Origin of the sequence: Methylobacterium sp. WL9, assembly GCF_008040035.1 — a bacterium.
Lineage (GTDB): Bacteria > Pseudomonadota > Alphaproteobacteria > Rhizobiales > Beijerinckiaceae > Methylobacterium > Methylobacterium thuringiense.
In genome coordinates this window covers 47,761-70,725 of the sequence record NZ_VRVE01000003.1, presented here as the reverse complement: position 1 = coordinate 70,725, position 22,965 = coordinate 47,761, and the positions used below count along the sequence as shown (strand labels likewise).

Genomic DNA, 22,965 nt, shown 5'->3' with positions numbered 1-22,965 from the left:
ATCCTCACTCGGCCGCCTGGAGCACACGCCCGTGGGCGACGCTCGAACATTCCGCCATCACGCGCGAGGCGCGGGCGATCGGGTTCGTCATGAAGAAGTCGGCGACGGCCGGGGCGAAGGCGTCCTTCGACAGGCTGCCGCCGAGACCCGCCAGCGTATCGACGGTCGCGGCAACGTCGCTCGCCTCCACCGCGTCGATCCCCGCGAGATGCGGATGCTCCGCGTAGAGCCCACGCCGCAGGCTCCCAAGCGAATCGTAGGGCAGCGTGTAGCCGAGCACGTCGGAGAGTGCCCGCAGGATCGCCCAATCCTCGCGGGCATCGCCCGGCGGGAAGCCGGCGCGGTTGGTCATCTGCACGCGGCCCTCCGTGTTCACGAAGGTCGCCGACTTCTCGGTATAGGCCGCGCCCGGCAGGATCACGTCGGCGCGCATGGCGCCACGATCCCCGTGGGTGCCCTGGTAGACCACGAAGGCGCCGGCTCCGATCTCGATCTCGTCCGCGCCGAGGTTGAAGAGCACGTCGAGGGCGCCCGGCGCGATCATGCCGGCCACGTCGAGACCGCCCTCCCCCGGCACGAAGCCGAGATCCAGCGCACCGACCCGGGCCGCGGCCGAATGCAGCACGGCGAAACCGTTCCAATCGGCAGTCACCGCGCCGATGGTCTTCGCCAGTGAAGCCGCCGCCGACAAGACGGCCGCACCGTCCGCACGCGAGAGCGCGGCGCTGCCGACGATCACCAGCGGCCGCTCGGCGTTGGCCAGCGTCTCTGAGAAGCTGTGGTTTCCGGCGGCCAACTCGGACAGCGTGTCCGTACCGGCGCCGAGATAGACGTGCGGATAGGTCAGGTCGGCATCTTCGCCGATCAGCCCGACCGCGAGGGGCGCCATGCGCCAGCGCTTGCGGATGCGGACGTTCAGCAGCGAGGCTTCAAGCCGTGGATTCGTACCGATCAGCAGGATTGCGTCGGCCTGCTCGATGCCGGGAATCGTCGCGCTCAGCGTGTAAGCCGCGCGGCCCCAACTCGGATCAATCTTCTCACCAGCTTGCCGGCAATCGATGTTCGCCGTGCCGAGCGACCCCATCAGCTGCTTGAGCGCGAACATCTCCTCGACACCGGCGAGATCGCCCGCGAGTGCACCGATCCGCTTCGGATCGGCGGCCTTCACCTTTGCGGCAATCGCCGAAAAGGCCTCGCCCCATGAGGCCGGACGCAGGCGGCCGTTCTCGCGCAGGAACGGCCGGTCGAGGCGCTGTAGGCGCAGGCCGTCGACCACCTGCCGGGTCTTGTCGGAGATCCACTCCTCGTTGATGTCCTCGTTGACGCGCGGCCCGATCTGCATGACCTCGCGGCCGCGCGCATCCACCCGGATCGCCGAACCGACGGCATCCATCACGTCGATGGAATCGGTCTTCGACAGCTCCCACGGTCGGAAATCGTAGCTCTGGGGCTTCGGCACCAGCGCGCCGACCGGGCAGAGGTCGGCGACGTTGCCCTGCAGCTCCGAGCCCATAGCGTTCTCGAGATAGCTCGTGATCTCCATGTCCTCGCCGCGGCCGATCGCGCCGAGATCCGGCACGCCGGCCACCTCCGCCAGGAAGCGCACGCAGCGAGTGCAGTGGATGCAGCGGTTCATCGCCGTGCGCACCAACGGGCCGATATACTTCTCCTCGACCGCGCGCTTGTTCTCCTTGTAGCGCGTCGAGTCGACGCCGTAGGCCATGGCCTGATCCTGCAGGTCGCAATGGCCACCCTGGTCGCAGATCGGGCAATCGAGCGGGTGGTTGATGAGGAGGAACTCCATCACCCCCTCGCGGGCCTTCTTCGTAATGCCCGACCGCGTGAGGACTTCGGGCGGCTCGCCGTTCGGCCCCGGGCGGCAATCCTTCACCGCGTAGGCGCAGGAGGCCACGGGCTTCGGCGCGCCCTTCAGCTCGACGAGGCACATCCGGCAATTGCCGGCAATCGACAGCCGCTCGTGGAAGCAGAAGCGCGGGATTTCCGCGCCCGCGATCTCGCAGGCCTGCAGCAGGGTGTAATCGGCCGGAACATCGACCTCGATGCCGTCGACGAGGAGTTTGGTCATCGGCTCATCTCAGGAATTCGCGCTGCCATCGCCACTCACTCCGCTGCCATCGGAACGGCCTCGGAATGCGGGTTGCGGCTGTACTGGTCGATGCGTTTCTCGATCTCGGGACGGAAATGCCGGATCAGGCCCTGCACCGGCCATGCCGCAGCATCGCCCAACGCGCAGATCGTATGCCCCTCGATCTGCTTGGTGACCTCCAGCAACATGTCGATCTCACGCTTCTGCGCCCGGCCATGGGCCATGCGGTTGAGCACGCGCCACATCCAGCCGGTGCCCTCGCGGCAGGGCGTGCACTGGCCGCAGGATTCATGCTTGTAGAAGTACGAGATGCGGGCGATGGCCGAGACAATGTCGGTGGACTTGTCGAGCACGATCACCGCCGCCGTGCCGAGGCCCGAGCCGAGGTTCTTGAGTGTGTCGAAGTCCATCTTGGCGTCGATGATCTGATCGGCCGGCACCAGCGGCACCGAGGAGCCGCCGGGGATGGAACACAGGAGATTGTCCCAGCCGCCGCGCATGCCGCCGCAATGCTTGTCGATCAGCTCGCGGAAGGTGATGCCCATCACCTCCTCGACGTTGCAGGGCTTGTTGACGTGTCCGGATACGCAGAACAGCTTCGTGCCGGTGTTGTTCTTGCCCCCAAGCCCGGCGAACCACGCGCCACCGCGACGCAGGATCGTGCCGGCTACCGCGATCGACTCGACGTTGTTCACCGTCGTGGGGCAGCCGTAGAGGCCCATATTGGCCGGGAACGGCGGCTTCAGCCGCGGCATACCCTTCTTGCCCTCGAGGCTCTCCAGAAGCGCCGTCTCCTCGCCGCAGATATAGGCGCCGGCACCGTGGTGGACGTAGATGTCGAACGGATAGCCGTGGACGTTGTCCTTGCCGACGAGCTTCGCGGCATAGGCCTCGTCGACCGCGCGCTGCAGCGCATGCTTCTCGGCGACGTACTCGCCACGGATGTAGATATAGCAGGCATGCGCGGCCATCGCGAAGGAGGCGATCAGGCAGCCCTCGATCAGGAGATGCGGATCGTGCCGCATGATCTCCCGGTCCTTGCAGGTGCCCGGCTCCGATTCGTCGGCGTTGACGACGAGGTAGTGCGGGCGCCCGTCGGACTTCTTGGGCATGAACGACCACTTCAGGCCGGTCGGGAAGCCCGCGCCGCCGCGGCCGCGCAGGCCTGAGCCCTTCATCTCATCGATGACCCAGTCGCGACCCATGTGGAGCAGGAACTTGGTGCCGTCCCACGCGCCGCGCTTCTTCGCCGCGTCGAGATCGGGCGAATGCAGGCCGTAGAGGTTGGTGAAGATGCGATCCTGATCGGAGAGCATTGCGCGCCTCAGCCCTTCTTCTCGGCGAGTGCACCCGCCTGACCGACCCAGTTCTCGCGGTCGATCCGGCCCGGGAAGGCGAGGTAGGCGCCGATCCAAGCGATTTCTTCGGTCGTCCAGCCAGCGACCTGATCGATGTGCCAGATGCCGAGGTCGTTCAACCGGCGCTGGTTGACCGGACCTATACCCTTGATCAACGTGAGGTCGTCCGGCCGATCGTCGCGTGCGGCAGAGAGCCCTTCGGGACGCGTACCTGCGGCGTCTGCGCGCTTTTCCGGGTCCTGCTCCTCGGGCACCGCATCGTCCGCGCCGGACGCGACCGGTTGCTGCGGCGGCTCGGTGCGCAAAGCCAGATCATCCTCGACCGCCTTCTCGTCCTCGGCGATCCGCTCGGAGGCATTCGCGGGCTTCGGCGCGCCGACCTGATCGGCGACCTGCGGTACCTCCGACGATGTCTCGGACTCGCTGGCCTTGGCCGTCTCCTCCGGCTTGATCGGCTCCTTGCCGTCGGTGGCACGCTGGGTCGGAGAATCGGTCGCCGGGCTATCGGCGGCGCGGCCGGATTGTGGGTGAGCGGGCTCGGCCTCGGTCTTGGCGCGGCTCTCGGTCGAGGCGGCCTCGTCCTTCTTGACCGCCGTGTCGTCCTGATCTTCGCCGTCGCGCGTTTGCTCGAAGCGCTTGCGCCAGGCGCCGACGCGCGAGCCGTCGAACAGTGTGGGATCGGTGAGCGTGTCCACCGCGTCCTTCGGCTCGGAGGAGGTGCGGCCCGTCTGCGAGCCGATCTTGACGGGGCGCCCTGCGGCGAGGTCGTCGAGGAGCGTGTTCAGGCTCTCGGGCGTCAGGTCCTCGTAATAGTCCTGATTGATCTGGACCATCGGCGCGTTGCAGCAGGCGCCGAGGCACTCGACTTCGAGCCAGGAGAAATTGCCGTCCGCCGAGACGTGACCGGCGGGACCGAGGCGCTCCTGCAGGGAGGCTTTGAGTTCGCGAGCGCCGCAGGCATCGCACGGCACGGTGCCGCAGAGCTGGATCCAGAACCGCCCCACCGGCTCCAGCGCGAACATCGTGTAGAAGGTCGCGACTTCGAGCACGCGGATATGCGGCATGCCGAGCTGGTCGGCGACCGCCTCGATCGCCTTCTGCGGCAGCCAGCCGCCGTTCTGCTCCTGCGCCTTCCACAGCAGCGGGATCACGGCCGAAGCCTGCCGGCCTTCGGGATATTTTTCGATCTGGCCCTGCGCCCAGGCCGCGTTCTCATCGGAGAACGCGAAATCCCGGGGCTGCTCGGAGGCGGGCGCTAGCCTACGGTTCGCCATTGTCTTCCGGCTATCCTCTCAGCGGTCCACTTCGCCGAACACGATATCGAGCGTGCCGAGCACGCAGGACACGTCGGCGAGCAAGTGGCCGCGGCACATCCAATCCATGGCCTGCAGGTGGGCAAAGCCCGGCGCGCGGATCTTGCAGCGGTAGGGCTTGTTCGTGCCGTCCGAGACCAGATAGACGCCGAACTCGCCCTTGGGCGCCTCGACGGCGGCGTAGACCTCGCCGGCCGGCACGTGGAAGCCCTCGGTGTAGAGCTTGAAGTGGTGGATGAGCGCTTCCATCGAGCGCTTCATCTCGCGGCGCGGCGGCGGGGCGAACTTTCCGTCGAGGGAGGCGATCGGCCCCTGGCCGGCGGGCTCGCGCAGTTTCGTCACGCACTGCTTCATGATCTTCACCGATTCCCGCATCTCCTCCATGCGGATGACCTGACGGTCGTAGGTGTCGCCGTTCTTCCCCACGGGGATGTCGAATTCCATCTCCTCGTAGCACTCGTAGGGCTGCGACTTGCGCAGATCCCAGGGGATGCCGGAGCCGCGCACCATCACACCGGAGAAGCCCCAGGCCATGGCCTCGTCCTGGGTGACGATGCCGATGTCGACGTTGCGCTGCTTGAAGATACGGTTCGACATGACGAGGTCGTCGAGATCCTGAACGACCTTCAGGAACGGGTCGCAGAAGGCCTCGATGTCGTCGATCAGTGCCGGCGGCAGGTCCTGATGGACGCCGCCGGGCCGGAAGTAGTTGGCGTGCAGACGAGCGCCGGAGGCGCGCTCGTAGAAGATCATCAGCTTCTCGCGTTCCTCGAAACCCCAGAGCGGGGGCGTGAGTGCGCCGACGTCCATCGCCTGCGTGGTGACGTTGAGGAGGTGCGAGAGCAGCCGGCCGATCTCGCAGAACAGCACGCGGATCAGCTGAGCCCGGCGCGGCACGGTGATGCCGGCGAGCTTCTCGATCGCCATGCAGAAGGCGTGCTCCTGGTTCATCGGCGAGACGTAGTCGAGCCGGTCGAAATAGGGCGTCGCCTGCAGGTAGGTCTTGTGCTCGATCAGCTTCTCGGTGCCGCGATGCAGCAGACCGATATGCGGATCGACGCGCTCTACGACCTCGCCGTCGAGTTCGAGCACGAGGCGCAGCACACCGTGCGCCGCCGGATGCTGCGGACCGAAGTTGATCGCGAAGTTGCGAATGTTGTGTTCGGTCATCCGGTCAGCCCGCGATGTCGGGAAATTCGGCATAGACTTCCGCAGAGGTCTTCTTCTGCGTCGGGTTCGCGAAGGCGTAGTTCCCCGGCTTGTGATCGACGAAGATCTCGCTGGCGAAGCGGAAGCGATCGGGCCTGTCGAACGCCTGGGCCGACACCGTCAGCAGGCTGCCGTCGCGCATCCGCCAAAACAGCGAGGTACCGCAGGTCTTGCAGAAGCCGCGCTCGGCGTGACCCGACGACCCGTAGATACCCAGCGCACCCTCGTCCCCGATGGTCATGTCGGGCTCGCATTCCACCGTCATCCAGGCCCCACCCGACCAGCGCCGGCACGACTCGCAATGGCAGACATCCATCGTGTCGTGCTTCGGCTGCGCCGTGAAGCGCACCGCTCCACACAGACAACGTCCTGGCAGGGGCTCGGCATCCGGCATGGCGTCACCTCACTTCGAGGTCTTCTCGTCGCCGGGCAGCACGTAGTCCGTGCCTTCCCAGGGCGAGAGGAAGTCGAAGTTGCGAAACTCCTGCACCAGTTTTACCGGCTCGTAGACCACGCGCGCCTCGTCCTGGTCGTAACGGACCTCGACGAAGCCGGTCAGCGGGAAGTCCTTGCGCAGCGGATGCCCCTCGAAGCCGTAATCGGTCAGCAGCCGGCGCAGGTCCGGATGGCCCGAGAACAGGATGCCGTAGAGATCGTAGGTCTCGCGCTCGAACCAGTTGGCTGCGGGAAACACCGAGATCACCGAGGGCACCGGCGTGGTCTCGTCGGTCAGCACCTTCAGGCGGATGCGGGCGTTATGGCGCAGGCTGAGCAGGTGATAGACCACGTCGAAGCGCTTGGCGCGTTCCGGATAGTCCGCGCCGCAGATGTCGATGAAGCAGCGGAAGGCGCAGGCCGGGTCGTCGCGCAGGTAGGTCAGCGCGTAGACGATGTCGGAGGCCTGCACGGTCAGTGTGAGCTCCCCGTAAGCGATCTTCGTCTCGGTGATAGCCGGACCGAGAGCGCCAGTGACGCGCTCGGCCAGGGCCGTCAGCGAGTCGGCGCCCTGTGCGACCGCGATGTTCGCGCGCAGCGTGATACCGTTGGTGGTGATGGCCTCGCCCATGCCGCTCACCGCTCGATCGTACCGAGACGGCGAATCTTCTTCTGGAGCAGAAGAACGCCGTACAGCAGCGCCTCGGCCGTGGGCGGACAGCCCGGCACGTAGATATCGACGGGCACCACCCGGTCGCAGCCGCGCACCACCGAGTAGGAATAGTGATAATAGCCGCCGCCGTTAGCGCAGGAGCCCATGGAGATGACGTAGCGCGGCTCCGGCATCTGGTCGTAGACCTTGCGAAGCGCGGGAGCCATCTTGTTGGTCAGCGTACCGGCGACGATCATCACGTCGGACTGACGGGGCGAGCCGCGCGGCGCGAAGCCGAAGCGCTCGCAATCGTAGCGCGGCATCGACATCTGCATCATCTCGACGGCGCAGCAGGCGAGCCCGAAGGTCATCCACATCAGCGAGCCGGTGCGGGCCCAGTTGATGAGCTCGTCGGCGCTGGTGACGAGGAAGCCGCGATCGGCCAACTCGTCGTTGATCGACAGGAAGGTAGCGTCGTTCGCGCCGACCGGCCGGCCGGTATTGGGATCGATGATCCCTTTCGGCGCCGGCGCGACCTGCGGGACGCGATCGAAGGTGGGGGTCAGGGCCATCAGTGCCTCTGAGCGTGGTGAGGGGGCAACGGAGCGCTCAATCCCATTCGAGAGCTCCCTTGCGCCATTCGTAGACGAAGCCGACGGTGAGGACGCCGAGGAAGATCATCATCGACCAGAACCCGAACCAGCCGAGTTCCCCGAACGTGATCGCCCAAGGAAACAGGAAGGCGACCTCGAGGTCGAAGATGATGAACAGGATAGCGACGAGATAGAAGCGCACGTCGAACTTCATGCGCGCGTCGTCGAACGCGTTGAAGCCGCACTCGTAGGCCGAAAGCTTTTCCGGGTCCGGGCTCGAATAGGCCACCAGGAACGGGGCCACCAGGAGCGCAGCGGCAATGAACAGCGAGACGCCGATGAAGACGATGAGCGGCAGATAGTCCGCCAACAGGCCCGTCATGCGACACCTCCGCGTTCCGGTGGATACCGACAGGCTCACTATCGCACGAGAGCCGCGCCTGGAATTGATCCAATGCCAGTGTGAGCACGGCGGAGGCTTAGACGAGCCCCCCCGGTGAAACAAGGGCGTTGCGCGTCGCACAAACGTCGGCGACAGCCTCGTAGATGGCGCATTTCCACACCGGTTCACTATGGCCGATCCGCACAGATGCGGCGCTCCTCTTCACCCGCAACGGGCCGGCAGCAGTGGCGAGCGAAGGGTCCGGCAAAAAAGCAGGACGGCAGGATGCCTGAGCGGCTTGACAGCAACGGCCACCCGCCCCTAAACCCCGGCCGTCGCCGAGCGGAACACGCACCGGCGGCCAGTACGCGGGCGTAGCTCAGTTGGTTAGAGTGCCGGCCTGTCACGCCGGAGGTCGCGGGTTCGAGTCCCGTCGCCCGCGCCAGAGTGTTTTCCAGTCCTCAGCACCGATCGACAGTCATCGTACTCCTGTTGGGGTCGACGTCCGACTGGTTGCGCCCAATCTCCTTTCCTTGCGCGAATGCCGGTGCCGGCTTGCAGAACCGTCTCGCGCCGGAAGCTGAGGTGCGCGGATGAGCGGTGTTTTTTTCCTCTATTTCACGGCTTGCGTGTCGAGCGCCCCCGACACCTGCGAGACACAGCGCCTGCCGCTGGAGGTCGCCGACGCTGAAAGCTGCCTCGTCGTCGCCCAGCCAAATCTGGCACGCTGGGTCGAGGGTCATCCCACCTATCGGATCACGGCCTGGCGCTGCGGCTCGCCGCCGCGTGGGTCAGGCACGCGCATCTGAAAGCGTGACTGGGCTGTCACACCCGGCATCGCATGAGGATGGGCGCCGGCTACTCGCCCCGCTTTCGCCTCACCGTCCGAGAAGAGCCTGCGCACCGATCTCATTCGATACGTGCCAGCCAACATGTCGATAACCTACATCGCCCGCTCGCTCGCCGCCGCGACGGCGCTCGCCACCCTGGCACTCGGGGGCTGCGGCACGGGTACGCCGATTCTCGACGGCGTCGGCCCGACGAGCACCGTCATCCTCGACGAGCAGGCGGCGGCCGGCGCGATCTCGCGCTACCGGGCTCAGCATGGGCTCGGGCCGGTCGCGATCGATTCTCGACTGATCCAGGCAGCCTCCTACGAAGCGGGGGCCAACGCCAAGGCCGGACAGCTCAGCCACGACCACGGCGGCAGCTTCGAGACCCGGATGGCGAGCGCCGGGTTCGGCCGGAAATACACGGCCGAAAATCTCAGTGCGGGCTCCGAGACCTTCGATCAGGTCCTCGGACGCTGGAAGGCCTCGCCCGCTCACAACAGCAACATGCTGATGCCGCAGGCACGGCGGATCGGCATCGCCCGGGTCGACGCGCCGGGCAGCCGGTACAAGCGCTACTGGGCGCTGGTGCTCGCGGGCGACTGACCCGGGACCGATGGGCGCCGACCGAGCCGAATACGAAAAGGCCCGCCGCATTCCCTGCGGCGGGCCTTTTCGCGGTGACTGCAGCTGCAGGATCAGACCGTCAGCGGGCCGGGGATCGCTTCCTCGGCCTTGATCAGCAGGCGCTGCTCGTGACGCTTCATGAACAGCCACAGCGCGAGGCCGCCGAAGATCACGAAAGCGAGGAGCGCCAGGCCGACAGGACCGACGATGTGCTCGATCGAGCGTCCGCAGGTGAAGGCCCCGAAGCCCATGATCGCGGCCCAGGCGACGCCGCCGAGGCCGTTGAAGATCATGAAGCGGCGCGCATCGAGCTTGTTCACCCCAGCCAATACGGCCGCATAGGCGCGCAGCATCGCGGTGAAGCGGCCGAAGAACACGATCTTTCCGCCGTGCTCGCGAAAAAGGTATTGGCCGAGCTTGAGCCGGCCGTGGTCGAGGGCGATGAGATGGCCGTGCTTCAAAAGCAGCGGCATGCCCCAGCGCCGGCCGACCCAGTAGCCGAGGTTGTCGCCGAGGATCGCGGCGGCGGCGGCGGCGGCCACGATGACGAAGATGCTGAGGTTGCCGGTGCTGCCGGCATAGACGGCGGAGGAGATCAGGATGGTCTCGCCCGGCAGCGGCACGCCGGCGCTCTCGAGCATGATCACGACGAAGATCGCGAGATAGCCGTAGGAGGCGATGAGCTCCGTGACCGGCAACTCGTTGAGGAAGGACATGCCAGACAACTCTGCGGTTTCGATGCCCTTAGTCTCCGGATGAACATGGCCGTTCCGGGGCGTCGATGGGGCGCCATCCGGCACACGTCTTGATGGTGCCGTCGCATGGCAACCACCTTCGGTGTACAACCGGCTCCGCCTGCCCGGCGACCCTTTGCGGCTCCTCCTCGCGGCTCAGTTGGCAGCGATGGCCTCGACCGGCGCATCCACGGATTCGATCGCGCTGAACGCGCGGGGGCCATCCTCGCGGGGAGGCGACGTGAGCACGACCGGCGGAAACAGCTCGGCGATGGCCTCGGCAACCCCATGGAGCACGGGATTGGAGCGCGGGCCGAGATCCGGCGGAAGGAGGTGAAGGGTATCGATCATCGTCATGGGGGCTCTCAGGAGCGTACGCTTACGCTTACCTGCCCATGGACAAGTCGCGGCGTGCGCGCGGGTTGCATCGCGGCGCGGCGGGACGTGCGTGAGAGCACGGTTTTCTGCGCTATGCTGAGAAGCCGAAGACATCGAACCGGAGCCCGGCACGGAACGTTGTCGGTAATTCAGAGGAGGCGCACATGGCTCCCAATGCCCATCCCATCGATACTGACGGCGATGTAAGCAGCATCAAGCTGCTTGGCCTCGCCATCTTAGGCGGCCTGCTGACGATCGGGGCCTATTGGATCCTTGGCAGTTAGGCCGAGGCAGCGGTTTCCGCTGCCGCCTCGAACTCCGCTTTTCGCGCCACGAGACGCGCCGCGGCCTCGGCATCGCCACCCCAGACACTCGTCTGGAAGGTCTCGTCGACATGGCCGGCGGCCCATCCTTCCTGCGGCGTCAGGCGGCCATGGAGGACGGCGAGGGCGATCAGCAGAGACCCGGTGAGCGTGGTCATCGTGTGCAGCGCGGCCAGACGGAATGGGCTGTCGACCTTACCGATCTCGCGGCGCAGAGCCGCGACCGTGTCCTCCGGCTGCTCGACGTGCATCACGCCCTCCGAGAGGATCAGGCGCACGCCGAACGCCTCGTAGGCCCAGGCGATGATCGGATCCCAGGTCTCGCCCTGTGCTGCAACCAGCCGCGGCGGATCGCCGGCCCGGTAGGCGACGAGATCCGTGCCGGCATAGGCGCCGAGATCGTCGGCCACCGCCTCCCGGCGATCGGCCACGCCGTCGATGGCCGAGTTGGCGAGCCGGGTGAGCGGCATCTTCGATGGATCGATCACCCCAACCTGCGCCTGCCACTCCTCCGCGACGCGCTCGGCGAGAGCACGCGTCGGAAGCACCAGAAAGTGCCGCGCCGGGGTGCGGGCCGGTCGTCCGTCGAGCGTCAGGCGGTATCCGCCCTCGGCCTCGTCGAAAGCCGCCTGCTCGTAGAAGCGCTTCGGCAGGACGGGCTTGCCGTGACCGCGGGCGGCGGCGCGCGGATCGGGCCGCGGCGTCTCGCCCGGCTCGCCGAGCCAGTCGCGGGTGACATCGTCGGCCTTGGGTTCGGCGGCGTTCTTCGGCTCGGTCATGGCTGGCCCTTAGAGCGCTTTCCGACCAAGTGGATACCGGTTGGTCGAAAGAAAGCGCGGCAAAACAAAACCTTAGAGACGCCGAGCCGATGCAGTCGGATCGGATACGGCTCTAGGCGATCTCGACGCTCGGCACCAAGCCTTCAGCGCGTGCCGATCTGGTCGGCGACGGTGCGTGCGGACTCATCGAGCGGCCGCGCGAACAGGTCGGACAGGGTGTCGGCGCTCTCGACCACGGTGACGGCGCCCGCGCCGAACAGGGCGCCGGGCGGGTGGTAGCCCCAGCCGACGCCAATCGCCGCCGCACCCGCGCTCACCGCCATCATCATGTCGTAAGTGGTGTCGCCGATCATGACGGTGCGTGCCGGACTTATGTCGGCCTCCTGCATGGCGAGGCGCAGCATGGTCGGGTCCGGTTTAGAAGGCGCGTCGTCGGCGGTCTGGGTCGTCGTGAACCAGCCGTGCCAGCCGTGCTTGTCGATGAGGTGGTCTACGCCGCGGCGCGATTTGCCCGTAGCGATGCCGAGCCGCAGATCCTCACGGCCATGCAGCGCCGCGAGGAGGTTGCCCATGCCGGGAAACAGCGGCTCCTCGTAGGCCGGATCGATCCGCAGCGCCTGGAATGCCCGGCGATAGCTCTCCGACAAAGCAGCGATGGGGCCCGCCTCGCCCACCAGCCGGCGAAACGCCTCGGGCAGGGACAGGCCGACCACCGACAGCGCCTCCTTGCGGTTCGGTGCCGTCATCCCATGCTCCTTGAAAGCACGGGACTGCGCCTCGACGATGAGGTGCTGGCTGTCGACGAGCGTCCCGTCGACGTCGAAGACGACGAGCGTCACCACGGCGGGGCGGCGCCCGCTCTCATGGCCGCTTGGCCGGCTGTTGCGGCTGGGGCTGCGATGAAGTGCCCTTGGGCAGGGGCTGGCCCTGTGCCGGAGCGGCCTTCGCCGGGGGCTGTTGCGGAGGCTGCGGCTGGGCGTTCTGACCCTGGCCGGGCCGGCGGCGCTCGTAGCCGAGCTTGCACCGGATCAGGAAGCGCCGCCGGGCACCGCCGCGCAGGCTGCGGTTGTGCGACTCCCGGTTGCAGCTTGCGTAGGAGCGACGGCGCTTCTCGGCAGCCCGGATACTGGCCGGCACGGTGCTGCGGCCTGCGGCGGCAGGCTGGGCAGGAGCCGCCGTCGCGGGTTGGGCAGGGGTTGCCGGTGCCGGTTGAACGGGCGCGGCCTGAGGCGGAGCGGCGGGCGGCGCACTCTGTCCGCGCGCCAGCACCGCAGCACCTGATCCTGCCATGCCGAAAACGCCGGCGACGGCAAAGCAGATCAACGTCACGACCCTCATCGATCCAGGCTCTTCCGGTGTCGGTGACCACAGGCGCCGTAGGCTCGTGACAGCGGCCCTTGGGCCGCCGCGTCGCCACGGGTCGTACTCAGCTCAAGAATAAGCCGCGGGTCGCCTTTGCCAAGGCGCAAGCCGGGTCCAGGCTGCGTCACACGGACCCGTCCTCAGCTTTCCGGCGCCTCGACGATCGGATCGTAGTGCCCGGTCTCGAAGCCGAGCAGGTTCCAGCTCTGCGCCATATGCGGCGGCAGCGGAGCGCTGACGTCGATGGGCACGCTGGTGCGGGGATGTGGGATGACGATGCGGCGGGCCAAAAGATGCAGCCGATTCTGGATGCCGCCGGGCAGCTCCCAGTTCTCGACATCGAAATATTTCGGATCGCCGACGATCGGGTGGCCGATATGGGCGGCATGGGCGCGCAACTGGTGCGTCCGCCCCGTGACGGGCTTGAGTGAAAGCCAAGCGAGCTTCTGGGCCGCCTGGTCGACCACGGCGTAGTAGGTCAGCGCGTGGGTCGCGCCGTCGTCGCCGTGCTTGACCACCTTCATGCGGGCATCCGCATCGGTGGGCTCGTCCTTGGCGAGGTACGTCGAGACGCGGCCCTGTCGGGTCCGCGGCACTCCGGCGGCCAAAGCCCAATAGATCTTGCGCGCGGCGCGTGACCGAAAACTCTTGGCGAGCGTCGCCGCGGCGAGCCGCGTCTTGGCGACGATCAGGCAGCCGGCGGTGTCCTTGTCGAGGCGGTGGACGAGGCGCGGCTTCTGACCGTGCTTGTCCGTCAACGCTTCGAGCATGCCGTCGATGTGGCGCACCGTGCCCGAGCCGCCCTGGACCGCGAGCCCGAACGGCTTGTTCAGGATCATCATGTCCGCGTCCTCGTAGAGGATCAGCGAGCGCAGGAACTCGGCGTCGTCCGCCTCGCGGGCCGGATTGCGCGGACGCTCGGTCGGCTGGTCGAGCTTGAGCGGCGGAATCCGGATGGCCATGCCCGGTTCGAGCCGGTCGTTCGGCTTGACCCGCTTGCCGTCGACGCGCAGCTCGCCCTTGCGGACGATGCTCTGGACGCGCGTGAAGGGCAGCTGCGGGAACCGCGTGGTCAGGAAGCGGTCGATCCGCATCCCGTCCTCGTCCGCCTCGACGGTGAGGGTCTGCACGCCCGATGCGAGCGTCGCGGAGGCGGCAGCCCGCTGCTCGCGGCGCGTCGGCCCCTCGACGGGAGGCGTGGCCGGACGGCGCGGCGCCTCTGCGGACTTCCGAGGCTTCGGATCGGCGAAGGTGCCAGGGCCTGCTTTCGCCGGGGGCCGCGGCGCGAACGCGCGTGGCTTCGCCGGTGTCGAGTTCGATGGTCCTGCCGCGGACGCGCCAAATCCCGATGGGGACTTCGGCGCCGAATCCGCCGGCTTAGCCGCCACGGGCTTCGCGCCTTCGGAGGCCGCATCCCACGGCGAGCGCGCGGCTGTGTCCCCGCCGCGATTGCTCGCGGCGCGGCGGGCCGCGTCGAGGGCCGTCGTGCGTGGGCCGGTACCGGCGCGTTCCGGCCAGGCGCCATGGCGCGGGCCGCGATTACCCGCGCCCCTGCCGGCACCCTTGCCGGCTCCGCCGCGTTGTGGAGGTCTTCCCGTCATCGCACGCTGCTAGCACCCCGACGTCGGTGCGGAAAGCGATCCAAGCGTGGGGGCTGAGACGATGCGTGCGCAGACCACGCCCAAATTCGCGTCTGACGGCGAAGAGACCGGTTCCACCCTCCCCCTCATCCGGAGGTGCCGAAGCGAAGCGGAGGCCTCGAAGGAGGGCTCCAGGGATCGCGCGTTACCTGGAGCCCTCCTTCGAGGCCGCTTCGCGGCACCTCAGGATGAGGGATGTTGGTAGGATGTCACGAGGCCGGCCGGCGTTGAGGATCAGCCTGCATCGGCACCCGCCAGCACGCGCACCGGCCCGAACTGACGCGCCGCCTCGATCGCCAGCCCGACGCCGACCGAGCCGAAGGTGTCGCCATCGACGACCCGCGCCTCCGGCACGCTGGCGCAGAGCGCCGCGCGCACATGCGGCAGGCCGGTCGAACCGCCAGTGAGGAAGATCGCATCGATTCCCGCAGCCGTCAGCCCCGCCTGAGCCAGACAGCGCCCGATCCGCTCGGCGACCCGCTCCGCCAGCGTATCGGTCTGCCGGGCGAGGCCGGCGCGGTCGACCGCAACCACCAAGCCCGCCTCGACCCAATCGAGGTCGATGCGGCCGTCGTCGCTGTCGGAGGCCGCAATCTTCGCGCCCTCCACCGCCATGGCCAGCGCATGGCCGCGCTCGGCCTCGACCACGGTCCGAAGGCGATCGATCAGCTCGGGCCGCGCCGCATCGCGCGCGACCTCCTCCAACTCGCGAAACACCTTGCGGTCGTAGAGCCGGTTGATGCTCGACCACGTCGCGAGGTCGTGGAAGTAGCCGTTCGGAACGAGGAGGTCGGCGCGCTTCATCGGGCTGCCGAGCCCCATCAGCGGCATCACCGTGCCGAGGCTGAGCCGGCGGTCGAAATCCGTGCCGCCGATTCGCACGCCGTCATTGGCCAGGATGTCCTCGGCGCGGTCGGCGCGGCGGTGCCGCTCGGGGGAGAGCCGGACGATGGAAAAGTCCGAGGTGCCGCCGCCGATATCGGCGATCAGCGCGATTTCTTCGCTCGCGACCGACTGTTCGTAGTCGAGCGCCGCCGCGATCGGCTCGTACTGGAAACGGACATGGCGGAAACCGACCTCGCCGGCGATGGCGCGGAGCGTGTCCTCCGCCTTGCGGTCGCCGGCCTCGTCGCCGTCGACGAAGTGGACAGGGCGGCCATGCACCACCGTGTCGAGTTCGACGCCGCCGGCGGCCTCCGCCCGGCTCTTCACCGCGCCGAGATAGCGGGCGATGACCTCGCGGAAGCGCAGGCGTTCACGGCCGACCGGGGTGCTCTCCTCGATGAGGCTCGATCCCAGCACAGATTTGAGGCTGCGCATCAGCCGGCCCGGCTCACCCTCGACATAGGCCGAGATCGCCGCGCGCCCGATGACGGCTTCGTGCCCCGGACGAAAGAAGATCGCGCTGGGGATCGTCCGATGCGCGCCTTCCAGGGGCGACAATGAGGGCCGGCCAGCCGTGGCAAGGCCAAGCGTGGTGTTCGAGGTGCCGAAATCGAGGCCGCAGGCCGCCATGTACGAAGGGTCTCCGGCCATTTCCTGGGAAGGGGCGGTTGCCTACGGCATGCGGCCCGGCCGGTCTACCGCGGGACGCGGTTTTCGGCGTCAGGACACGGCGGCGTCGGCGACATAGCGGCGGTCGAGATGCGCCAGAAAATCCTCTGCGCCAAGTGGTTTGCCGGTCGCCGCGACCAGCAGATCGTCGGTCTGCAGCAGGCTACCCTTGGAATGGACATTGTCGCGCAGCCAGCCGCGTAACTCCGAGAAATCGCCCTGCGCCAACGCCGGCAGGCTGCCCGGCAAAGCCGCGCAAGCCGCTTTAAAAAGCTGAGCCGCACCCATGGCACCGAGCGTATAAGTCGGAAAATACCCGAAACTGCCGCCGGGCCAGTGGATGTCCTGCAGGCAGCCGAGGCGGTCGTTCGGCACATCCAGCCCGAGGAGCCGCTTCATCCCGTCGTTGAAGGCGCCCGGCAGGTCGGCGACGGCGAGGTCGCCGGCGATCATCGCCGTCTCCAGTTCGTAGCGGAGCAGGACGTGGGCCGGATACGTCACCTCGTCGGCATCGACGCGGATGAAGCCGGGCTCCACCCGCGTGTAGAGCCGGTGGACGTTGTCGGCGTTCCACTCGGCCCCCTCCCCCCGGAAGGCTTCGCGGAGGCGCGGGGCCAAAAACTCCGAGAACTCGCGCGTGCGGCAGGCCTGCATCTCGATCAGCAGCGACTGGCTCTCGTGCAAGCTCATGCCGCGCGCCTGCCCCACAGGCTGGTGACGCCAGGCGGCCGGGCGGCCCTGCTCGTAGAGGGCGTGCCCGGTCTCGTGCATCACGCCCATCAGAGCGCGGGTGGCGTCGGCTTCGTCGTAGCGGGTGGTGATGCGGACGTCGTCGGTGGCGCCGCCGCAGAACGGGTGCAGGCTGACATCGAGCCGCCCCCGCGAAAAATCGAAGCCGGCGGCGCTCATCAGCGCGAGCCCCAGGGTCTTCTGGCTCTCCACCGGGAACGGACCGGGCAACGGCCTGACCGGGGGCTGCGAGGCCTGCCGCGCCTGCGCCTGCTGGACGAGGCCCGGCAAGGTGGAACGCAACTCGGAAAACAGCGGATCGATGCGGGCGCGGCGCATGCCCGGATCGTAGCCGTCGAGCAGCGCATCGTAGGGCGAAAGGCCGAGGACCGCGCCCTTCGCCTCGCCGACGAGGCGCTGCAGCCGCAGAACTTCGGCGAGATGCGGCTTCAGACTCGCAAAATCGGCGTTCCGGCGCGCCTCGCGCCAGACCATTTCCGACTTGGTGGACGCCTTGGAGCTGGCCTCGACGAGATCGCCCGGAACGGCGGAGGCATGGGTGTGGACACGCCGCATCTCGCGCAGGTTCGCCCGCTCCCATTCGCCGAGCGCGGCGGCATCCGCTTCGGCCTCCGCGAGGCGGTCCCCCATCGCTGGGGCCGTCAGCAATTCGTGCGAGAGCACGCTCAGCGTCGCAAGTTGCTCACCCCGCGTGTCCGAGGCGCCGTCCGGCATCAGGGTCTGCGTGTCCCAGCCGAGAATGCCGGCGGCGTCATCCAGCGCGCCGAGCCGGGAGAAGGTGGTCGCGAGCGAGCGGTAGGCCTGCATCGATGTCGGGTGTCCTTGGCAGGAGGAGGTGTGAGCGGCCTAACATGCCCCGTGCCGTGCTGGCGACGCGCCGTTGACAACGGAGGCCGCCCCTCTTAACCAATCGGAACAATCTGTACCGTTCGGTACAAGAACGACCGAGGAGGACGCCCCATGACCGAGACCCGCCCGCCATTGCCGCCCTTCACCCAGGAGACAGCGATCAAGAAGGTTCGCGCCGCAGAGGACGGCTGGAACGGACGCAACCCTGAAAAGATCTCGCTCGCCTACACGGCCGACAGCCGCTGGCGGAACCGCTCGGACATCTTTCGGGGCCGGGAGGCGATCGTCGCATTCCTCACCGCCAAGTGGCAGCGTGAGCACGAGTACCGCCTGATCAAGGAGATTTGGGCGCAGGACGACAACCGCATCGCGGTTCGCTTCGCCTACGAGTACCAGGATGCAGCCGGACAGTGGTTCCGCGCCTACGGCAACGAGAATTGGGAGTTCGATGCCAACGGCCTGATGCAGGTCCGCCATGCCAGCATCAACGATCTGCCGATCCAGGAGGGCGAGCGGCTGTTCCACTGGGACCGCTCGGGCCCGCGTCCGGCCGATCATCCGGGGCTGACCGAACTCGGGCTTTGACCCGCCGATGCCGCGTATCGTCGCCGAGCGCGCGGATATCCTGCCGGCGCTCGCGGAGGTGTTTCGCGAGCACGGCTACGAGGGCGCGAGCCTTGCTCTGATCGGCCAGCGCACGGGCCTCGGCAAGGGCAGCCTCTATCACTTCTTTCCGGGCGGGAAGGAGGAGATGGCCAACGCCGTGCTCGACGAGATCGACGGCTGGTTCGAGACCCGGATCTTTCGGCCGCTGCGCGAGGAGCCGGATGCGGCCGCCGCGATTCGGGCGAGTCTGCGTGACACGGACGCCTATTTCCGCTCCGGCCGGCGCGTCTGCCTCGTCGGCGTGCTGGCGCTCGGCGACGTGCGCGACCGCTTCGCCGAGCGCATCCATTCGTATTTTCTGGCGTGGCGGGATGCGCTCGCTTCGGCGCTGGTTCGAACCGGCGTCGCCCAGGAAATGGCGGCGAGTCTCGCCGAAGAGGCCGTCGCGATGATCCAGGGCGCGCTCGTCGCATCGCGGGCCTTGCAGGACTCCGAACTGTTCGGGCGGATGCTGAATCGGCTGGAGGGGCGGCTGCTGGCCGGGAGCAATCCCCGGTGAAAGCTGAACCGATCCAACGCCGTCATCGCGGACCGCAGACGGCGGCCATCGGGGTCGGCTACTTCTCGCGCCGCTCCCGCCGCAATCTCTCCCAATAGGCCAGCCGCTCGCCGTAGCGCGTCTCCATCCCACGGTCGGTCGGCACATAGAAATGCTGGCGGTCGAGTTTTTCCGGCCAGTAATCCTGACCCGAAAACGCGTCCGGCTCGTCGTGGTCGTAGCGGTAGCTGTCGCCGTAGCCGATGGTCTTCATGAGCTTCGTCGGCGCGTTCAGGATGACGCGGGGCGGCGGCAGCGAGCCGTGATCCTTCGCGACTCGCGTCGCGGCTTTGTAGGCGTTGTAGACGGCGTTCGATTTAGGCGCGCAGGCCAGATAGACCGTGGCCTGGGCGAGCGCGAGTTCGCCCTCCGGCGAGCCGAGGAAGTCGAAGGCGTCCTTGGCCGCGTTGGCGATCACCAGCGCCTGCGGATCGGCCAGCCCGATATCCTCCACCGCCATGCGCACGAGCCGCCGCGCGATGAACAGCCGGTCCTCGCCGCCGTCGAGCATCCGGCAGAGGTAGTACAGCGCCGCATCCGGGTCCGAGCCGCGCACGGTCTTATGGAGTGCGCTGATCAGGTTGTAGTGTCCCTCCTGCGCCTTGTCGTAGATCGGCGCGCGGCGCTGGACGAGATCCTGGAGCGTCTTCGCATCGAGCGTCTCGCCGGGCCTGGCCGAGCGCCAGACCTCTTCCGCGAGCGTCAGCGAGGCGCGGCCGTCGCCGTCGGCCATGCGCACGAGGACGGCGCGGGCCTCCTCGTCGAGCGGCAGCGGCTGACCCGTCAGGTCCTCTGCGCGGGCGAGCAGCTTTGCGATCGCCGCCGCGTCGAGCGCCCGGAACAGCAGGACGCGGGCGCGGGAGAGCAGCGCCGCGTTCAGCTCGAAGGACGGGTTCTCGGTGGTGGCGCCGACGAGGGTGACGGTGCCATCCTCCATCACCGGCAGGAAGGCATCGAGCTGGGCCCGGTTGAAGCGGTGGATCTCGTCGACGAAGAGCAGCGTGCCGCGACCGGTGGAGCGCCGCCCGCGCGCCGCCTCGAACACCTTTCGCAGGTCGGCGACACCGGAAAAGATCGCCGAGATCTGCTCGAAATGCAGGTCGACCTCGTGGGCGAGCAGCCGCGCCACCGTGGTCTTGCCGGTGCCGGGCGGCCCCCAGAAGATCAGCGAGCCGAGCGCTTTCGAATTCAGCAGCCGCGACAGCGAGCCGTCCGGCCCGGTCAGATGCTCCTGGCCGACCACCTCGGCGAGCGTCTGCGGGCGCAGGCGGTCGGCCAGCGGGCGCGGCGCGGAATTATCGAGGCCGGCGGAGGCGAAGAGGTCGGACATCGGCGCATCAACACCTCAGGCGGACGGCTCGGCAAGCCCGTCCCGTACCGCGCCCACAAGACCGAACCGAAACCGCGCGGTGCCTGCCGTCACACCTCCATGTCTTCAACGGCGCCGGCCGAGCGCCCATTATCGAGCCGGTGACGACAGGCGAGGCGGCGAACCGATGAACTCCCTCAAGACCGCCGTGCTGCTCGCCGGCCTTACCGCCCTCTTCGGTGCAGTCGGGCTGGCGCTAGGGGGCGCCAAGGGAATGGTGCTGGCGCTCGGCATGGCCGCGCTGACGAACCTCTACGCCTACTGGCGCTCCGACAGCCTCGCGCTGAACGCCCACGGCGCCCGCGAAGTCGATGCGTACAGTGCGCCGGATCTCGTTGCGATGGTGCGCGATCTGGCCGGCCGGGCCGGCCTGCCGATGCCGCGGGTCTATCTCGTCGACGATCCGCAGCCCAACGCCTTCGCCACCGGCCGCAACCCGCAGAACGCGGCGGTCGCCGCGACGACCGGCCTGCTGAATACGCTGAGCCGCGAAGAGGTCGCGGCGGTGATGGCGCACGAGTTGGCGCACATCAAGAATCGCGACACGCTGATCATGACGGTCTCAGCAACCCTCGCCGGAGCAATCGCGACGCTGGCGCAGTTCGGCTTCCTGTTCGGCGGGCGCGGCGATGCCCGGCCGAACCCGCTGGTCTCGATCGCCGCCGCCATCGCGGCACCGTTCGCCGCGATGATCGTGCAGTTCGCCATCAGCCGCGCCCGCGAGTACGAGGCCGACCGCGAGGGTGCCGCCATCTGCGGCAACCCGCTCTGGCTAGCCTCGGCGCTCGAGCGGATCGAGGCCGGCGTGAGGCAGGTGACGAGCCCGTCGGCCGAGAGCCACCCGGCCACCGCGCCGATGTTCATCATCAACCCGCTCACGGGCGGGGGCATCGACGCGCTCTTTTCGACGCATCCGCCCACGCGCGAGCGAGTCGCGGCGTTGCGGCAACTCGTCGGCGGGATGCCGGCGGGAGTGGGTGGCGGCGGATTCAGAGACGCGCCCTGGGCCGGATCGCCGGATCCATCTCGGCGCGGACCCTGGAGCTGACGGCTACCCCCGGAACACCGTCGTCATCACCTCGCCGCCGCGGTTGATCGAGACCTCCCAGACGCCGAGGCTGTCGCGGGTCATGCGTTCGAGGTCCTTGGTCGAAGAGACGATGCTGCCGTTGATCGCGACGATGACGTCGCCCTTCTTGAAGCCAGAGCGGCCGGCGATCGAGCCTTCCTCGACTTCGGCGACGGCCACGCCGTCCGCCGGCAGGTCGACCTGGATTTCCTCGGCGACCGCCGGCGACGTGTTGACGAGCGTCGCGCCGACGAAGGGCGAGCGGCTCTTCACCTTCAGCATGTCGCGGGGCCGGGTTTCCGGTGCGGAGCCGAGCTTCACCTCGACCGTCTGCTTCTTCGCGCCGCGCTGGATGCTGAGGGTCGTCTTGCCCGTCGTCCCCTTCAAGGCGAAGCGATACCCGAAGGCCTCCGGGTCGTCGACCTGCTGGCCGTCGATGGCCAGAACGACGTCGCCGCGCTTCAGACCGGAATCCTCGGCCGGGCTCTTGGGCTGCATGCTGGCCACCAGGACGCCGGTGGGGCGGTCGAGGCCTACGCTCTCGGCGATATCCGGCGTCACGGTCTGCAGGCGTGCGCCGAGCCAGGGCCGCCGCACGGTCGAACCGCCGCCCTTGGCGGTATCGACGACGGCGCGGATCATGCTGGCGGGAATGGCGAAGCCGATGCCGTGGCTGCCGCCGGATTGCGAATAGATCGCGGTGTTGACGCCGACGAGGTGGCCCTTGAGGTCCACCAGTGCGCCGCCCGAATTGCCCGGATTGATCGCGGCGTCCGTCTGGATGAAGAACTGGTAGTCGGACGAGCCGACCTGGGTGCGCGCGAGCGCCGAAATGATGCCCTGCGTCACCGTCTGGCCGACGCCGAAGGGGTTGCCGATCGCCATCACGAAATCGCCGACCTCGAGATGATCGGAATCGCCGATCGGCATTGGGGCGACGTCGGCCGGCGACTTGATCTTGAGCACGGCGAGGTCGGTGCGCGGATCGCGCAGCACGATGGTGGCCTCGAACTCGCGGCGGTCGGCAAGCGAGACCTTCACCTCGTTCATGTTGTCGATGACGTGGTTGTTGGTGATGACGAGGCCCGAGGCGTCGACGATCACACCGGAGCCCAGCGAGCGCTGCGCCCGTTCGCCGGGCGTCCCGCCGGGGCCGCGGCCCGGCGCGTCTTCACCGAAGAAGCGGCGCATGAACTCAGCCATAGCGTTGGAGCGGGCGTTCCGCTTCTCGACATGCGTGGCGTAGACGTTGACGACCGACGGCGCGGCCCGCTTCACGATCGGCGCGAAGGAGAGCTGGATCTCACCCTTCGAGAGCGGGGGCACCTTCTCGGAAGTCGCCGCCATCTGAGCGATGACGGGCGGCGGCGCGAGGCAGGCCGCGGCGGTCAGGGCGACGGCGAGGGCGCGGGCCGGCATGAGCGGCGAACGAGGCATGGTGGTCTCCC

Annotated in this window: 22 protein-coding genes, 1 tRNA gene and 1 pseudogene; 6 read left to right on the top strand and 18 right to left on the bottom strand. The window is 68.0% G+C overall.

The window, feature by feature from the left end:
• Positions 1-4 precede the first annotated feature (4 nt).
• Genes nuoG through FV217_RS02165 form a run of 8 tightly spaced genes read right to left on the bottom strand, consistent with a single transcriptional unit; the run spans position 5 to position 8,049 of the window.
• Positions 5-2,086 (bottom strand): NADH-quinone oxidoreductase subunit NuoG, encoded by a 2,082-nt coding sequence (nuoG, locus tag FV217_RS02200; RefSeq protein ID WP_147813850.1) that lies wholly within the window; start codon positions 2,084-2,086, stop codon positions 5-7.
• A gap of 35 nt (positions 2,087-2,121) precedes the next feature.
• On the bottom strand, positions 2,122-3,423 hold the full coding sequence (gene nuoF, locus FV217_RS02195) for an NADH-quinone oxidoreductase subunit NuoF (RefSeq protein WP_147813848.1): 1,302 nt from the start codon (positions 3,421-3,423) through the stop codon (positions 2,122-2,124).
• Positions 3,424-3,431: 8 nt separating this feature from the next.
• Positions 3,432-4,739 carry an NADH-quinone oxidoreductase subunit NuoE gene (nuoE, locus tag FV217_RS02190; protein ID WP_147813846.1) on the bottom strand — a complete coding sequence of 436 codons (1,308 nt, stop codon included), beginning with the start codon at positions 4,737-4,739 and terminating at the stop codon, positions 3,432-3,434.
• Between the two features lie 18 nt (positions 4,740-4,757).
• Positions 4,758-5,948, bottom strand: coding sequence for an NADH-quinone oxidoreductase subunit D (locus FV217_RS02185; RefSeq protein ID WP_147813843.1), 1,191 nt, complete (start codon positions 5,946-5,948; stop codon positions 4,758-4,760).
• 4 nt (positions 5,949-5,952) lie between these two features.
• Positions 5,953-6,381, bottom strand: a complete 429-nt coding sequence (locus FV217_RS02180) for a GFA family protein (RefSeq protein WP_147813841.1) — start codon at positions 6,379-6,381, stop codon at positions 5,953-5,955.
• 9 nt (positions 6,382-6,390) lie between these two features.
• Complete coding sequence (locus FV217_RS02175; RefSeq protein ID WP_147814013.1) at positions 6,391-7,053, bottom strand: NADH-quinone oxidoreductase subunit C; 663 nt, start codon at positions 7,051-7,053, stop codon at positions 6,391-6,393.
• A 5-nt stretch (positions 7,054-7,058) separates the two neighbouring features.
• Positions 7,059-7,646, bottom strand: a complete 588-nt coding sequence (locus FV217_RS02170) for an NADH-quinone oxidoreductase subunit B (RefSeq protein ID WP_147813840.1) — start codon at positions 7,644-7,646, stop codon at positions 7,059-7,061.
• 37 nt (positions 7,647-7,683) lie between these two features.
• On the bottom strand, positions 7,684-8,049 hold the full coding sequence (locus FV217_RS02165) for an NADH-quinone oxidoreductase subunit A (RefSeq protein ID WP_147080431.1): 366 nt from the start codon (positions 8,047-8,049) through the stop codon (positions 7,684-7,686).
• Between the two features lie 368 nt (positions 8,050-8,417).
• Here FV217_RS02165 and FV217_RS02160 point away from each other — a divergent pair.
• The 3 genes from FV217_RS02160 to FV217_RS02150 all read left to right on the top strand — a co-directional run bounded on the left by FV217_RS02160 (position 8,418) and on the right by FV217_RS02150 (position 9,485).
• A tRNA-Asp gene (locus tag FV217_RS02160) sits at positions 8,418-8,494 on the top strand.
• A 148-nt stretch (positions 8,495-8,642) separates the two neighbouring features.
• Complete coding sequence (locus FV217_RS02155) at positions 8,643-8,858, top strand: hypothetical protein (protein WP_147813838.1); 216 nt, start codon at positions 8,643-8,645, stop codon at positions 8,856-8,858.
• A gap of 123 nt (positions 8,859-8,981) precedes the next feature.
• Entirely contained in the window at positions 8,982-9,485 is a 504-nt protein-coding gene (locus FV217_RS02150) for a CAP domain-containing protein (RefSeq protein ID WP_147813836.1), read from the top strand.
• A gap of 92 nt (positions 9,486-9,577) precedes the next feature.
• Here the strand turns inward: FV217_RS02150 and FV217_RS02145 are convergent, their stop codons facing one another.
• The 8 genes from FV217_RS02145 to FV217_RS02110 form a co-directional block, all read right to left on the bottom strand.
• Positions 9,578-10,222, bottom strand: a complete 645-nt coding sequence (locus FV217_RS02145) for a DedA family protein (protein WP_147813834.1) — start codon at positions 10,220-10,222, stop codon at positions 9,578-9,580.
• Between the two features lie 174 nt (positions 10,223-10,396).
• Positions 10,397-10,597 carry a hypothetical protein gene (locus FV217_RS02140; RefSeq protein WP_147813832.1) on the bottom strand — a complete coding sequence of 67 codons (201 nt, stop codon included), beginning with the start codon at positions 10,595-10,597 and terminating at the stop codon, positions 10,397-10,399.
• 301 nt (positions 10,598-10,898) lie between these two features.
• Positions 10,899-11,720 (bottom strand): ATP12 family protein, encoded by an 822-nt coding sequence (locus tag FV217_RS02135; RefSeq protein WP_147813830.1) that lies wholly within the window; start codon positions 11,718-11,720, stop codon positions 10,899-10,901.
• Between the two features lie 143 nt (positions 11,721-11,863).
• A complete protein-coding gene (locus FV217_RS02130; RefSeq protein WP_147813828.1) occupies positions 11,864-12,562 on the bottom strand; it encodes an HAD-IA family hydrolase in 699 nt (232 codons plus the stop codon).
• Positions 12,563-12,581: 19 nt separating this feature from the next.
• The gene (locus FV217_RS23740; protein ID WP_348641944.1) at positions 12,582-12,857 is read right to left on the bottom strand and encodes a hypothetical protein; all 276 of its coding nucleotides are present in this window, start codon (positions 12,855-12,857) and stop codon (positions 12,582-12,584) included.
• Between the two features lie 365 nt (positions 12,858-13,222).
• Entirely contained in the window at positions 13,223-14,683 is a 1,461-nt protein-coding gene (locus FV217_RS02120) for an RluA family pseudouridine synthase (protein ID WP_147813826.1), read from the bottom strand.
• 273 nt (positions 14,684-14,956) lie between these two features.
• Positions 14,957-16,237, bottom strand: coding sequence for an Hsp70 family protein (locus FV217_RS02115; RefSeq protein ID WP_147813824.1), 1,281 nt, complete (start codon positions 16,235-16,237; stop codon positions 14,957-14,959).
• Positions 16,238-16,327: 90 nt separating this feature from the next.
• Positions 16,328-17,833: a carboxypeptidase M32 gene (locus FV217_RS02110; protein ID WP_147813822.1), complete on the bottom strand. Its 1,506-nt coding sequence runs from the start codon at positions 17,831-17,833 to the stop codon at positions 16,328-16,330.
• Positions 17,834-17,986: 153 nt separating this feature from the next.
• Between FV217_RS02110 and FV217_RS02105 the strand changes: the two genes are divergently transcribed.
• Positions 17,987-18,460, top strand: coding sequence for a nuclear transport factor 2 family protein (locus tag FV217_RS02105; protein ID WP_147813820.1), 474 nt, complete (start codon positions 17,987-17,989; stop codon positions 18,458-18,460).
• Positions 18,461-18,467: 7 nt separating this feature from the next.
• Positions 18,468-19,040: a TetR/AcrR family transcriptional regulator gene (locus FV217_RS02100; RefSeq protein ID WP_147813818.1), complete on the top strand. Its 573-nt coding sequence runs from the start codon at positions 18,468-18,470 to the stop codon at positions 19,038-19,040.
• Positions 19,041-19,098: 58 nt separating this feature from the next.
• On the opposite strand, the gene FV217_RS02095 is transcribed toward FV217_RS02100, so the two are convergent.
• Positions 19,099-20,409 carry a replication-associated recombination protein A gene (locus FV217_RS02095; RefSeq protein WP_147813816.1) on the bottom strand — a complete coding sequence of 437 codons (1,311 nt, stop codon included), beginning with the start codon at positions 20,407-20,409 and terminating at the stop codon, positions 19,099-19,101.
• A gap of 166 nt (positions 20,410-20,575) precedes the next feature.
• On the opposite strand from FV217_RS02095, the pseudogene htpX reads away from it, so the two are divergent.
• A pseudogene (gene htpX, locus FV217_RS02090) lies at positions 20,576-21,400 on the top strand (zinc metalloprotease HtpX); the annotation flags it as partial.
• Positions 21,401-21,499: 99 nt separating this feature from the next.
• Here htpX and FV217_RS02085 read toward each other — a convergent pair.
• Entirely contained in the window at positions 21,500-22,954 is a 1,455-nt protein-coding gene (locus tag FV217_RS02085) for a Do family serine endopeptidase (protein WP_147813810.1), read from the bottom strand.
• Positions 22,955-22,965: the final 11 nt, after the last annotated feature.

Coding starts and splice junctions, on each gene's coding strand:
- nuoG (WP_147813850.1), bottom strand. CDS start 2,086: ATGACCAAACTCCTCGTCGACGGCATCGAGGTCGATGTTCCGGCCGAT.
- nuoF (WP_147813848.1), bottom strand. CDS start 3,423: ATGCTCTCCGATCAGGATCGCATCTTCACCAACCTCTACGGCCTGCAT.
- nuoE (WP_147813846.1), bottom strand. CDS start 4,739: ATGGCGAACCGTAGGCTAGCGCCCGCCTCCGAGCAGCCCCGGGATTTC.
- FV217_RS02185 (WP_147813843.1), bottom strand. CDS start 5,948: ATGACCGAACACAACATTCGCAACTTCGCGATCAACTTCGGTCCGCAG.
- FV217_RS02180 (WP_147813841.1), bottom strand. CDS start 6,381: ATGCCGGATGCCGAGCCCCTGCCAGGACGTTGTCTGTGTGGAGCGGTG.
- FV217_RS02175 (WP_147814013.1), bottom strand. CDS start 7,053: ATGGGCGAGGCCATCACCACCAACGGTATCACGCTGCGCGCGAACATC.
- FV217_RS02170 (WP_147813840.1), bottom strand. CDS start 7,646: ATGGCCCTGACCCCCACCTTCGATCGCGTCCCGCAGGTCGCGCCGGCG.
- FV217_RS02165 (WP_147080431.1), bottom strand. CDS start 8,049: ATGACGGGCCTGTTGGCGGACTATCTGCCGCTCATCGTCTTCATCGGC.
- FV217_RS02155 (WP_147813838.1), top strand. CDS start 8,643: ATGAGCGGTGTTTTTTTCCTCTATTTCACGGCTTGCGTGTCGAGCGCC.
- FV217_RS02150 (WP_147813836.1), top strand. CDS start 8,982: ATGTCGATAACCTACATCGCCCGCTCGCTCGCCGCCGCGACGGCGCTC.
- FV217_RS02145 (WP_147813834.1), bottom strand. CDS start 10,222: ATGTCCTTCCTCAACGAGTTGCCGGTCACGGAGCTCATCGCCTCCTAC.
- FV217_RS02140 (WP_147813832.1), bottom strand. CDS start 10,597: ATGACGATGATCGATACCCTTCACCTCCTTCCGCCGGATCTCGGCCCG.
- FV217_RS02135 (WP_147813830.1), bottom strand. CDS start 11,720: ATGACCGAGCCGAAGAACGCCGCCGAACCCAAGGCCGACGATGTCACC.
- FV217_RS02120 (WP_147813826.1), bottom strand. CDS start 14,683: ATGACGGGAAGACCTCCACAACGCGGCGGAGCCGGCAAGGGTGCCGGC.
- FV217_RS02115 (WP_147813824.1), bottom strand. CDS start 16,237: ATGGCGGCCTGCGGCCTCGATTTCGGCACCTCGAACACCACGCTTGGC.
- FV217_RS02110 (WP_147813822.1), bottom strand. CDS start 17,833: ATGCAGGCCTACCGCTCGCTCGCGACCACCTTCTCCCGGCTCGGCGCG.
- FV217_RS02105 (WP_147813820.1), top strand. CDS start 17,987: ATGACCGAGACCCGCCCGCCATTGCCGCCCTTCACCCAGGAGACAGCG.
- FV217_RS02100 (WP_147813818.1), top strand. CDS start 18,468: ATGCCGCGTATCGTCGCCGAGCGCGCGGATATCCTGCCGGCGCTCGCG.
- FV217_RS02095 (WP_147813816.1), bottom strand. CDS start 20,409: ATGTCCGACCTCTTCGCCTCCGCCGGCCTCGATAATTCCGCGCCGCGC.
- FV217_RS02085 (WP_147813810.1), bottom strand. CDS start 22,954: ATGCCTCGTTCGCCGCTCATGCCGGCCCGCGCCCTCGCCGTCGCCCTG.